This window comes from Paenibacillus glucanolyticus NBRC 15330 (genome assembly GCF_004000885.1).
Taxonomy (GTDB): domain Bacteria; phylum Bacillota; class Bacilli; order Paenibacillales; family Paenibacillaceae; genus Paenibacillus_AQ; species Paenibacillus_AQ glucanolyticus.
In genome coordinates, this window is record NZ_BIMC01000008.1 from 54,750 (window position 1) to 66,864 (window position 12,115).

Consider the following 12,115-nt stretch of genomic DNA (forward strand, 5'->3'; position numbering starts at 1 on the left):
GTATTCATTCCTTTATCTATAAGGTGTGGTAATGTCACCAAACTTCCCTATGATACAGGATATGTGTGTCTAAGGAGCATGAGTGGACTTATTGTACACGATATGTCTTGAACCCTCGAGACTACGATAGGTAACCCATATCCTTGACGCAGCGGAATCCGACATGACTGGATGAGCTGTCCGGCGTATTTTTGTTCCTTGCGGCAACGCGATAGCGATTGCAATAGGATCGATGGCATAAATAGGAGCCGCCGCGCATGACTCGTTCTTGTCCTTGCAGTGGTCCCTTGGGATTGTCCGTGTGTCCAGTCACATCATAGCTTCGGTCATACCAGTCCGAGCACCACTCCCACACATTGCCCGACATCTGATACAGACCGTACCCGTTCGGCCGATAGGCTCCAACCGGTGCCGTGCCAGGATAACCATCGCTGGCATGGTTCTTCACGGGAAACCTCCCCTGCCAGATATTGCAGCGAAACTCTCCAGCAGGCTTCAATTCATCGCCCCAAGGGTATCGTTTCTGCACGAGTCCGCCGCGTGCGGCATATTCCCATTCGGCTTCCGTGGGCAGCCTGACTCCGGCCCACTTGCAGTAGGCGTCGGCATCGTTCCAGGACACATGGACGACGGGATGGTCCATACGATGAACGAGACTTGACCCGGGGCCTTCAGGATGAGCCCAGTCCGCACCGGGTACCGCTCTCCACCATGGCGTATGGGCCGGGGCCTGTGTTGCCGCAGCAGCCTGTTCGGTCAAGAACAAGTGAAACACATACGACCAGCCAAACTTCTCAGCATCTGTCCTATATCCGGTCGCTTGTATGAAACGGACGAAATCGCTGTTGGTCACCGTATAGGGAGCAATCGCAAAAGCGTTGACATTTACTTCCCGAACGGGTCCTTCTCCATCATACGGATTGGCTTCCTGATCGGAGGTGCCCATCAGAAATAGACCGCCAGGAAGCTGAACCATACGGTCCTTCTCGGATTCGGCAATCGTAATGCCAGGTAACGCTGCCTGGCCTGCAGCAGGAGTTGGGGCCGTGACGTTCAGCCTGTTTCGTGCTGCGGTGCAGCAGGACGGTTTGGATTCCATCATGCACCTCCCAGTTCAAGTTAGAATAAAACAATGCCGGCAGCGCCGGCGACGATGAGCAGGAGCAGCGGGTGGAGCTTGTGCTTCAGTAAGAGATACAGGCAAACACCACTGATAAGGAGCGTGGGGACGATGCCCCAGGTTATCGCTGCGCCTTCATTAGACAAGCCAAAGTGAATGGCTGCATATAGAATGAGCCCGGTCGTTACAGGCCGCAAGCCGTACAGGGAAGATTTCAGCCATGGGTTGTCATGCAAGCGGTAGAAGAAGGCAGATAGCAGCACAACAACGATCAACGACGGGATAATGATCCCAGCGGTGGAGACGGCGGCTCCGAGATAACCTGCTGTTTCATAGCCGATCAGCGTGGCGGCATTGGTTGCAATCGAGCCGGGCGCCATTCCAGCCAGCGCCACTGTCTGTTGGAACTCCGCGGCTGTCAGCCATCCTTTTTCCGTGACCTCATACTGAATCATCGGAATGACTGCATAACCGCCGCCAAACGACACAAGGCCTACGCTTATAAACATGATAAACAAGTCCCAATACATGATTCGATCGCCCCGATTTCTCTCGCTTAAATGTAATACTCCAGCTCCGAAGGGCTGCCGGTTGCGGTCTGCTTCTCGGTCCGGGCCCGAAGTCCAAGCCGTAGTTTGATCCGGATGACCGTCATGCCGCATAACAAACCCAGAGCTATAAGATAGAGGGGGTGGACACCAGCAAATAACAGCACGGAGACGGTAGCAAGGGCAGCTATCGCTGTCGTCCTGTCAAAGACGGAATACTTGGCCATCCGATATGCCGCCATGAGGATTAGCGCTATAATGGCACCGTTCATCCCCTTTAGAGCAGCTTCGACTTTAGGCTGGTTTCGGAACACCATGGCAAATATGCTGATCAGAATCACAATCAGAAACGTGGGACATGTCACTCCGATGACCGCCGACACAGCTCCGGCAACGCCAGCCTGACGGTGGCCGATGATGGCAGCCGCATTAACGCCAACGCCTCCGGGAGCTGAGCCGGCGAGCGATATAAGCTCACCGATTTCATCCTCTTGCATCCATTTTTTCTTGCTCACCACTTCGCGCTCAATAATTGGCAGCATGGCATACCCGCCTCCGAAGGTGGAGGGCCCGATGCGGAAGAAGGTCCAGAACAGCTGGTTCAGCAGCTTGAATTTATGCTTCAGTCCCTTGATGCGATCTCTCATGATTTCCATTACGCATGATGGATTCTGGGCATCGGCATCGGTTCCTTGCCAAGCTCGGCCCAGATATATTTGAGCAATAGCTCGGCCTTCAGCTGCTCGTGCTCCGGCTCGTTCCACAGGTTATGCAGCTCGTTAGGATCGGTCTCAAGGTCGAACAGCTCACCGTAGGATTGATTGTAATAGACGGTGATCTTATAACGCTGTTCGATATATGTTTTTTGATGAATCGTTGTCGGCTCGTGCCGGAATTCGCAGAGGGCATGCTCCCGAGCGGCCGCCTTCTTGCCGAGCCACACTTCCTTTTGGTCGACGCCCGTCATGGCGTGCGGAATCGGAACGTTGCAGAGCGATAGGAAGGTCGGGGCCAGATCGACCAGGGATTGCATGGCATTTGATTTTTTTCCGGCAGGCACCTGATCGGGGTACCTTACCATGAACGGAATCCGGATTAAATCCTCGTAATGGAACCCTCCCTTGGCTTGAAGGCCGTGCTGGCCGAAGAAGTGGCCGTGATCCGTTGTGAATACAACGACGGTATTCTCCGCCAGTCCCAGATCATCCAGTTTATCGAGGATTTTGCCGATATATTTGTCCATCATACTGATCATGCCGTAATACACGGCAACAAGCTTTTTCTTGTCATACTCCGTTAGTCGTGCCTTTGCACCATACTCGTAATAGTGATGGGAACGGTAGCCATGTATGCCATACCCGGTCTCTGCAAGATGCGAGAAATCAGGATCGTCCTCTTGCGTCAACTGGAAATGCGGCGGATTTCGGTCATGCTCTCCCGGCATTACGGATGGAATGGTCAACTCGTCCGGGTCATACATCGAGTCCCACGGTTCAGGGGCCAGATATTCCGGATGCGGGTCGAAGAAGCTGGCCCACAGAAAGAAAGGGTCATCCGAGCGCTGGTATTGGTCCAAAAGGGAGCCGGTTCGTTCGGCAATCCAGGCGTTGTAATGGTATTTCTCCGGGATGGGCCATGTGTACGTCCGGGAAGGATCCATGGTTCCCGTCGGCGGCAGGAAGTATTCCCGCCAGTTGGCACACCCTTGCTCTTCCAGCCATTGTGCATAATGTTGACCGACATGGGCTTCATTGGTGTGGTTGCGGGCCAGTTCAACATGGTCGAATCCGTAAAATGGCCCGTGGAAATTTCTCCAATATTCCAAATCCTGAAGGATCGGGTACGCTTCCAGCGAAGGATAAACATCCGTGGATTTCAGTGGCTGAAAATGAGCTTTGCCGACAAGACCCGTTCGGTATCCGGCTTCCTGGAAGCTTTGACCCACGGTGTGGCGGTCTTCCAGCAGTTTTGTACCCAACGTCCATGCTCCATGCTGACTGGGATACATTCCCGTAATGATGGATGCTCTGCTGGGGGTGCAGGTGGGATTTGGGCAATAGGCCCGATCGAACGTTGTCCCTTGCCGGGCGAGACGGTCCAGATTCGGCGTGGAAATTTCAGACTGAAATGTACCGATGGTGTTCCAATGCTGTTGATCACTCGTTATTAGCAAAATGTTAGGTGTTCTCGACAAGTGTAATCCCCTCCTAGTATGATAATATTGAAAAAAATCAGTTATAAAAATAGCTTAGTGTTATATTTTTGTTGTCATTTTGTTATGATTAAGCAAAAAATGAAGGAAAGGAGGGGCGTCGCCAAATGCAGGAATATGAATACGAGTATGCGGAATTCATCTACTATACGCCGGGATATTTGGATAAGGAGGAACAAATTTGGCCGGTTCGGGCAGGACGAACTGCAGCCAAGCCCAATTACAAGGTCGGACCGAAACGGATCGAGTGTTACAGTCTGCATTTTGTGCATGAAGGCATGGTCCGGCTTGAATTCGATGGTAAATGGGTGGATCTGCAGAAGAACGATGTGTTCTGCCTGTTTCCGGGGCGGACCTATTACTATCACATGCTTCCCTCGGATTCTCCGCTGCAAATGAGCTGGCTCGCATTGGACGGCAACAGGGTCAAGCCGTTATTGGAGCTTGCCGGTTTGCTTCCGGATAGCCCGTTTGGCAAACAAATGTTATCCGCCCGGGTCAAAGAGTCGTCGGAAAGCGTGATTCATGCCCTGGCTGGCGTGGAACGCTGGAAGCCTTCAATTTCACTGGAACTGCATGGCTTGATCTACGGACTGCTTGCCGGACTGGTGCCGGACACGGTTTCTTCGCAGCCGACAGAGCTTGCGGGATGGATTCATGAGTGTTTGGATTACATGGAACTTCACGCGACCGAAGGGATTTCAGTACAGCAGGTGGCTGAATTTGCGGGGGTGCACCGTTCGTACTTCTCCAATATGTTCACCAGTCAGGTAGGGATGCCTCCGTTAAAATACATGCAGAAAATACGGATGGAGAAGGCGAAACGATTGCTGACCGAAACGGACGCAACGATCACGGAGATTGCCCTGTCTCTTGGCTATCCCAATTTATACTCATTCACGAGAGCCTTCAAGATTTATTACAAGGTGCCTCCCATTACCATGCGGGGAACCCAATGCTGAGTGCGTACCATGGGAATGCCCATGTGAACGAAATTTTGTAAACGGTTACTTTTTATTTCGGTTGATCTTGAAAAAGGAGAATTCCGCTATGAAGCTCTCTACGATTCAGAGGTGGATATCGCCCGGTCGAAGCATTCAAGGGAAAATATTCATTGCGTTTAGTGCGGTTACCCTCGTGTCCATTGTCTCGATTACGGTCATTGTTTACATGAGCATGCGTGAGACGATCATGCACAATGCGGTCACCTCGGTATCGGACAGCATTCGGCAGGCGGATGAATCGCTGAATATGATGCTGGAAGAGATCGATCGCTTGAACACCGTTGTGGTGACCAACAAAAACACGGTGATTGACACCCTGTTAAGCCCGAATGAAGAGATCAGTTACGAGTGGTTTCAGGAGCAGAAGCGGATCGATGAGTTCCTGTCCGTTCTGATCGATTATAAGCCCTACATTACACGGATCGCTGTTGTCGGTCTGAACGGGAAGGTGTATTTCTCCGGTGGGCCGTGGCTGGACAGGACGGTGCTGGGGTCACCGATGCTGGATTATATGCTGCAGAACGGATCCCGCCATGCGTATTTCAAGCAGACGGGGGTGTCGGACGCCATCACGGTAGGGCGGGAGATCCGCTACAATCGTGAACCGATCGGGGTGGTCATGGTGGACTTGAATTATGATTTTATCCAAAAAACCTACGGCGTGAAGCCGACTACGGACAGCATGATCTATGTGTTGGACATGCAGGGCGGGTTCGTTTATGAGGCCGAATCGGCACCGTCTTTTGCCCCTTCATCCGAAAGGATTGTCGGCCTCAATCAGGAGCATGCAGGTAATGGTGATGCTATCAAGCAAGTTATTGACGGGAGAGACTATATCGTGGTCAGCCGCCGATCCGGTTATACGGGCTGGACCACGCTGGCGTTGATTCCGATGGATTCGCTGCTGAGCGAATCGGCAAGGCTGCGCAAGCTGCTGGCGGAGGTGTCGGTTATCGTCTTTGTTGTGGTTCTCATCGGGTCGCTGCAGGTGTCTTCGCGGATCACCCTTAATATCCGGCGATTGAAATCGTTGATGATGTTTGTGAAGGAGGGGAATTTAACGTTTCCCAGGAAGGAGATCAAGGGCGAGGATGAGACCGGGCAGCTGTACCGCGTCTTTATCAGCATGGTGGAGGATTTGAAGCGGCTGATGGAAGGAATCCGGGTCAGTGAGAGGGCCAAGCGAGAAGCCGAGTTAACGGCCCTTCAGGCACAGATTCATCCTCATTTTTTATACAATTCGCTGAACACCATTAAGTATCTGGCCAAGATGAACGGCGTGCCTAACATCGAAGAAGTGTCGGGATCGTTGATTGAGCTCATGCGCGGGGTTCTGGGCAATTCAAGCGAATTTCTGACGATGCGGGAGGAACTGGATTATGTTGAACGCTACATCTCCATCGTCAAGTACAGGTATATGGAGCCGATCCGGATGGTTGCCCAGGTTGAGGAGGATGCTTTGCTGGAATGCCGGGTGCTGAAGCTGATGCTGCAGCCTCTTGTGGAGAATGCCATTATTCATGGTATCGGACCGCTGGAGCGGGAGGGACTTGTGCTGATCCGCGTATGCGAAGAGGGGGGCGACCTCAAGATTGAAGTGATCGACCATGGCAAGGGTATGACAGAGGGGCAGAAGGCTGCTTTGTTGGGTGAAAGGGGAAAGAGCTGGAATACGTCCCGTTTTAGCGGAATGGGGGTGCGTAATGTGCATGAACGGATCGTACACCTCTATGGTCATTCATACGGTGTCAAGCTGTACAGTGAGCCAGGTCTGTATACCAAGGTCGAGATCCGGCTGCCGAAACTTACGGAGTGTAAGGGAGAATCCGAACAAGAGGTGATATAAGCGATGTTTCAAGTGCTGCTTGTCGACGATGAGCCGCTGGTGCGGCATAATTTGTGGACGTTACTCGACTGGAATGAGCATGGATTTCAGCTGTGCGGCCAAGCGCATAACGGATTCATGGCTCTGGAGATGATGGAGCAGTCCCCTCCTCATATTGCAATTATTGACGTGAACATGCCCGGCATGAACGGTGTAGAGCTCAACCGAGCGATCAAAGAACGCTTCCCGGCCATTAAGACCATCATGCTCAGCAGCTTTGATGACTATGACTACGTGCGGGAGTCCCTGAAGAACGGGTCCATCGATTATGTATTGAAGCATCGGCTGGACGGGGCAACGCTGATCGCCATGCTGAATAAAGCGGTCCTGGCATTGCGGCAGGAGGATCGGCTGTTTAAAGAACGCATTGCCCGGCAGGCCCTGGAAGAGAGGATAAACCCTGTCCTGATCCGTGATTATGTTGTGCATTTAATCCGGGGAGGAGGGATGGAAGCAAGCCTGGAGTCAGAAACCTTCTCCCAGCGGAATAACCTGTATCCCCAGACCTTCAGTTATACGGCTGCGGCTGTGCAGATTATCCCGTTTCGGCTGCTGACGGAATCGTACAGCGATGTGCAAACGAATCGGCTGGTTCAGCAGGTAGTGGATATGATGCAGCAGAGTTTGGGGGATATCCATGAGCGGACGGCAGCTTATGTGGAGGATGGGCGGTTTGTTGTTGTGTTTGCGAACAAGGAACGAAGTGAATTTGCCGTGATGAGCGAGGCAGACGGACGAATAAGAAAGATTCAGCACGCGCTTGAATTATTCCTCAATTTAAGATGCGTAACCGCTATAGGACATGTGTGCACCAGCTTATCCCAGCTTGGATCCAGTTACAGCTCAGCTGAGCGGGAACTAGATGCTTCATCCGTCAAGGTGCCGTTCGCCGAGAATACGCCGCCAAGGATAATGGACCACGTTGTCGGATTTGCCGGAGGGTACAAAGAGCGCGTTTCTTTGACGATCGAAGAGCACAAGCAGCTTCTGCTCTCCATCGAAAGACTGGACACCCAAGATGTGCAGGCTTTAATTTCATCCATATTTGCTTCGATCTCCCATCAGCCAATCCATTCGCATACGGTTCAGATCATTGTCAGTGAGCTGATGCAGACCGGTGATAAGGCATTGAAAACATGGATGCCATCCATTGAAGCAGCAGGGGACAGGCTTCCTGCAAGAAGCGAACTCGGAAGGATGGGCAGTGTCGGGGAATTGGAGCAGTGGCTGTTATCCTTCTATGCCGACTTGCTGGGCCTGCTGAAGCAGCACCGTGTGAGCGGGGCCCATTCTCGTCATGTCACGCAAGCCATCCACTTCATCCTGGAGAGATATCCGGGGTATGTCACATTGGAGCTAGCGGCAGGCGCCATCGGGTTGAACTCATCCTACTTAAGCCGAATTTTCAAGGAGGAGACGCAGCGTACCTTCTCGGAATACTTGAATCGGGTACGAATCGACGCAGGGTGCAAACTGATGGAAAGCGGGCGCTATACCATCAAGGAAATCAGCAATCAAGTGGGGTTCACGACTCATAACTATTTTTTTAAAGTGTTCAAGGAGATTACGGGAATGACACCGCAAGAGTACTTGAACAGTCTGGGAAAAGGATAAGAGAAAAAACCAAGCATTCGGATCGGCAGAAACCGTGTTTCGGAAGCAGCCAGTATAAAAAAACCGTAAAATATGTGGAGTAAATGATCATATTATTGTAATTGGCTGCCAGGGCCGTTGAATTATAATAATCACACACCAACGGTAAACGCTTACACTAAGCGTGTGGTGATTAAGAAATGTGGGGGTCACCTATTCATGCGTAAACACTGGGGAAGAAACGCGATCATGACCATGATCGTTTCCAGCTTGATGCTAGCCGGATGCAGTTCAGATGGAGGTTCGAAGAAGGAAGCCGCACCCGAAGGTTCGGAGAATGTCGTTCACACCACGGGATTTCCGATCGTAGAGCAGGCGGTGGAACTCAAGATGTTCACCCGGATTGCCCCCGTTAATGGTCCGTTTAAGGAGATGCCAGTTTTTCAGGATTACGAGAAATTGAGCAATGTAAAGGTGGAGTTCATCGAAGCGCCGACAGACGGCTTCCAGGAGAAGAAAAACCTGCTGTTCGCGTCGAATGAGCTGCCCGATGCGCTGTTCCGTTCGGGGCTATCGCCGCTTGAAACCGTCCGCTACGGGTCGGCAGGCCAATTGATCCCGCTGGAAGGCCTTATTGATGAATATGCTCCGAATCTGAAGAAATGGATGGAGGAATATCCCGAAATCCGCTCGGGCATCACAACGCCGGAGGGCCACATTTACGCGATTCCGGGCATCGTCACGCTAGGCGCGGCGCGTACGGATAAGAAATGGATTAATCAGAAATGGCTGGATAAGCTGAATTTGGAGGTGCCGGAGACAACCGAAGAACTGTATCAGGTGTTGCTTGCTTTCCGTGACGGGGACCCGAACGGCAACGGCAAGCAGGATGAGATTCCGATGACCGCCCGAATCGGGTTATCGGTTGTGAGCGCGATGAGCGGATCGTTCGGACTGGACACACAGCTCGGCTACAACATCAACATTGAAAATGACAAGGCGAGCATCTGGATGGGCAGCGACAAGAATAAAGAGATGCTGATGTATCTAAACAAGCTTTACAAGGAAAAGCTTCTGGATCCCGAGATATTCTCGCACACTGAAGCGCAATATTTGGCCAAGCAGGGATCAGGGAATGCGGGATTCTTCTTTGACCAGACAAACAACAACTTTTTGTCAATCCAGGATCAATATACCGGGATCGCGCCTCCGGCAGGGCCTGACGGAGACCGGATGCAAAGTCAGGCGCTGCCGATTGCGCGGGATTTTGGAGCTTTTGCCATCACGTCCGTCAATAAATACCCGGAAGTCACGATGCGCTGGATCGATTACTTCTATAGCGACGAAGGATCTACCCTTCTCCGGTTCGGCAGAGAAGGAGAGCATTACGAGATGAAGGACGGAATTCCCTACTATACAGAAGATTTCTTGAAGGATATTACCAACCAGGCAAAAATCACGCCTTACGCCGGAGGAGGAGCGCCTCATCTCATCAGCGAGCAGGTCGCCTCTTTCATCAATCCGCCGCAGGTACAGGAGGCGCAGCAGAAGCTGGATCCATTCATGCCGGAGGTTCGCTACGCGGCTCCCATGTTTGACGAGCAAACCGCTCAGCAAGTGAACATTCTGCGTAACGATATCGATAAATACTACGAAGAGCAGAGCACGAAATTCATTGTGGGCGCGCTTAGCTTCGACAAGTGGGAACAATTCCAGTCTACGCTGAAGAAGATGAAAATCGATGAGCTGGAGAAGTTGTATCAGGATGCTTATGACAAGATGCAGAAATAATGCTGCCGCATCATGGATAAGGAGTGGATGCCCATGAAGAGTGTCAAAGCCGATACAACGATCACTATGCCTCCAGGTCAACGAAGGCGAGGTCCCCGCTTGCTAAGACAAATGGCCAAAAGGTATGACCTGTACCTCATGCTGCTTGTGCCGGTCGTCTGGTATCTGGTTTTTCACTATGGTCCGTTGTACGGGCTGCAAATTGCGTTTAAGAATTTCAACCCGGCCAAGGGAATCCTCGGGAGCAGCTGGGAGGGCTTCGGGCATTTCGAACGCTTCTTCGATTCGTATTATTTCTGGAGGCTGCTGTGGAATACGTTGTCCATTAATCTGTTCTCGCTGTTGATCGCTTTTCCGATTCCCATCTTGCTGGCGTTGATCATTAATGAAATTCGTAACAAGACCTTCAGCAAATGGCTGCAGAACATTACGTATATTCCGCACTTTATTTCCGTAGTCGTGATTGTCGGCATATTGAATGTATTCCTCTCGCCTACCAGCGGTCCGGTCAATCTGCTGATCGAGGCAATGGGAGGCACGCCGGTCCGTTTTATGGAGGAAGCCGGCTGGTTTAAGACCATTTTTATCGGCTCTAACATATGGCAGAACATGGGCTGGCAGTCCATTATCTACATTGCGGCATTGAGCGGGGTGAACCCGCAGCTTTATGAGGCTGCCAAGATGGACGGAGCGACAAGACTGAAGCGGATTTGGCATATATCCTTACCCGGCATCGCTCCTGTTGTTATCATTCTGCTGATTTTGGATATCGGCCATTTCATGAACATTGGCTTTGAGAAAATTTTGCTGATGCAAAATAATTTGAATCTCGAATCGAGTGATGTCATTTCCACGTTTGTTTACACGACAGGCATTTTAAAGGGAGAGTACAGTTACACGGCAGCAATCGGGCTGTTTAATTCGATCATCAACCTGATTTTGCTGCTGCTTGTAAACCGAATTGCGCGTAAAACGTCGGAGACGAGTTTATGGTAAAGGGGGAAAACGCGACATGTCCAAGCCATCGGCCATAAAAAGAACCTCGGATGAATGGGTATTCGATGTGATCATTTACGCGGTCGCCGCCATCATTATTCTCATTGTGCTGTATCCGTTAATCTTTATTGTCAGCGCTTCGTTCAGTGATCCGGCAAGGGTGCTGAACGGGGAGGTTTGGCTGCTGCCCAAGAGCGTAACGCTCGATGCCTACACGAATATTTTGCATAACGATAAGATTTGGATCGGTTACCGCAATACGATCTTCTATACGATTGTAGGGACGGTAATTAATATCATCATGACGATACTGGCAGCGTACCCGCTATCGAGACCTGACCTTCCAGGACGCAATACAATTATGGTGTTTATCACCCTGACCATGTTTTTCAGCGGAGGGCTGATTCCGACTTATCTGTTGGTCAAGGACCTGGGAATGGTCGATACGATGTGGGCATTGATTGTTCCCGGTGCCATCGCGACCTACAATCTGATCGTGATGAGAACGTATTTCCAATCGAGCATTCCGTGGGAGCTGCAGGAGGCTGCCCATATCGATGGATGTTCCAACTGGAGGCTGCTGCTGAGCATCATCCTGCCCTTATCCAAGCCGATTCTGGCGGTCATGGTGCTGTTCTATGCGGTAGGACACTGGAATTCATTTTTTAATGCGCTCATCTATATTCGTAACGAGAATTTGCATCCGCTTCAGCTGGTGCTCCGCGAAATTCTGCTGATTAGTCAATCTGATGCGGTGGACGGCAGCATTGGTTTGGAAGACAAAATCCTGCTTGCCGAGAGCATTAAATACGCGGTCATTATTGTCTCCAGTTTGCCTGTACTGCTTATGTATCCGTTTGTGCAAAGGCATTTTGTTAAAGGCGTCATGATTGGCTCGGTAAAAGGGTGAGCTCAGCTCACATGCCATTTTCGCACGAATTAATTCCCCTAATATATCACGCTTAT

The 12,115-nt window shown here is 51.2% G+C and carries 10 protein-coding genes; 6 read left to right on the forward strand and 4 right to left on the reverse strand.

What is annotated here, in order from left to right; genetic code table 11:
* Window positions 1-121: 121 nt before the first annotated feature.
* The 4 genes from PGL02S_RS13860 to PGL02S_RS13875 are packed head-to-tail and all read right to left on the reverse strand — an operon-like array spanning window position 122 to window position 3,862.
* Entirely contained in the window at window positions 122-1,099 is a 978-nt protein-coding gene (locus PGL02S_RS13860) for a formylglycine-generating enzyme family protein (protein ID WP_036638619.1), read from the reverse strand.
* Between the two features lie 20 nt (window positions 1,100-1,119).
* Window positions 1,120-1,650 carry a chromate transporter gene (locus PGL02S_RS13865; RefSeq protein WP_006208100.1) on the reverse strand — a complete coding sequence of 177 codons (531 nt, stop codon included), beginning with the start codon at window positions 1,648-1,650 and terminating at the stop codon, window positions 1,120-1,122.
* A gap of 26 nt (window positions 1,651-1,676) precedes the next feature.
* Window positions 1,677-2,324, reverse strand: a complete 648-nt coding sequence (locus PGL02S_RS13870; protein WP_006208101.1) for a chromate transporter — start codon at window positions 2,322-2,324, stop codon at window positions 1,677-1,679.
* The gene (locus PGL02S_RS13875; RefSeq protein WP_036638621.1) at window positions 2,324-3,862 is read right to left on the reverse strand and encodes a sulfatase family protein; all 1,539 of its coding nucleotides are present in this window, start codon (window positions 3,860-3,862) and stop codon (window positions 2,324-2,326) included. Before PGL02S_RS13875 ends, PGL02S_RS13870 begins: the two co-directional genes overlap by 1 nt.
* 125 nt (window positions 3,863-3,987) lie before the next feature.
* On the opposite strand from PGL02S_RS13875, the gene PGL02S_RS13880 reads away from it, so the two are divergent.
* The 6 genes from PGL02S_RS13880 (at window position 3,988) to PGL02S_RS13905 (ending at window position 12,059) form a co-directional block, all read left to right on the forward strand.
* Complete coding sequence (locus PGL02S_RS13880; protein WP_036638624.1) at window positions 3,988-4,842, forward strand: AraC family transcriptional regulator; 855 nt, start codon at window positions 3,988-3,990, stop codon at window positions 4,840-4,842.
* A gap of 88 nt (window positions 4,843-4,930) precedes the next feature.
* Window positions 4,931-6,730, forward strand: a complete 1,800-nt coding sequence (locus tag PGL02S_RS13885) for a sensor histidine kinase (protein ID WP_036638627.1) — start codon at window positions 4,931-4,933, stop codon at window positions 6,728-6,730.
* Window positions 6,731-6,733: 3 nt separating this feature from the next.
* On the forward strand, window positions 6,734-8,383 hold the full coding sequence (locus tag PGL02S_RS13890; RefSeq protein ID WP_036638630.1) for a response regulator: 1,650 nt from the start codon (window positions 6,734-6,736) through the stop codon (window positions 8,381-8,383).
* A 198-nt stretch (window positions 8,384-8,581) separates the two neighbouring features.
* On the forward strand, window positions 8,582-10,153 hold the full coding sequence (locus PGL02S_RS13895; protein ID WP_036638633.1) for an extracellular solute-binding protein: 1,572 nt from the start codon (window positions 8,582-8,584) through the stop codon (window positions 10,151-10,153).
* 33 nt (window positions 10,154-10,186) lie between these two features.
* Window positions 10,187-11,149, forward strand: coding sequence for an ABC transporter permease (locus tag PGL02S_RS13900; RefSeq protein ID WP_006208107.1), 963 nt, complete (start codon window positions 10,187-10,189; stop codon window positions 11,147-11,149).
* 16 nt (window positions 11,150-11,165) lie between these two features.
* A complete protein-coding gene (locus PGL02S_RS13905) occupies window positions 11,166-12,059 on the forward strand; it encodes a carbohydrate ABC transporter permease (protein WP_063455983.1) in 894 nt (297 codons plus the stop codon).
* The last annotated feature ends 56 nt before the right edge of the window (window positions 12,060-12,115 follow it).

Excerpts from the sequence above, each read along its gene's own strand:
- PGL02S_RS13860 (WP_036638619.1), bottom strand. The coding sequence starts at position 1,099 with ATGGAATCCAAACCGTCCTGCTGCACCGCAGCACGAAACAGGCTGAAC.
- PGL02S_RS13865 (WP_006208100.1), bottom strand. The coding sequence starts at position 1,650 with ATGTATTGGGACTTGTTTATCATGTTTATAAGCGTAGGCCTTGTGTCG.
- PGL02S_RS13870 (WP_006208101.1), bottom strand. The coding sequence starts at position 2,324 with ATGGAAATCATGAGAGATCGCATCAAGGGACTGAAGCATAAATTCAAG.
- PGL02S_RS13880 (WP_036638624.1), top strand. The coding sequence starts at position 3,988 with ATGCAGGAATATGAATACGAGTATGCGGAATTCATCTACTATACGCCG.
- PGL02S_RS13885 (WP_036638627.1), top strand. The coding sequence starts at position 4,931 with ATGAAGCTCTCTACGATTCAGAGGTGGATATCGCCCGGTCGAAGCATT.
- PGL02S_RS13890 (WP_036638630.1), top strand. The coding sequence starts at position 6,734 with ATGTTTCAAGTGCTGCTTGTCGACGATGAGCCGCTGGTGCGGCATAAT.
- PGL02S_RS13895 (WP_036638633.1), top strand. The coding sequence starts at position 8,582 with ATGCGTAAACACTGGGGAAGAAACGCGATCATGACCATGATCGTTTCC.
- PGL02S_RS13900 (WP_006208107.1), top strand. The coding sequence starts at position 10,187 with ATGAAGAGTGTCAAAGCCGATACAACGATCACTATGCCTCCAGGTCAA.
- PGL02S_RS13905 (WP_063455983.1), top strand. The coding sequence starts at position 11,166 with ATGTCCAAGCCATCGGCCATAAAAAGAACCTCGGATGAATGGGTATTC.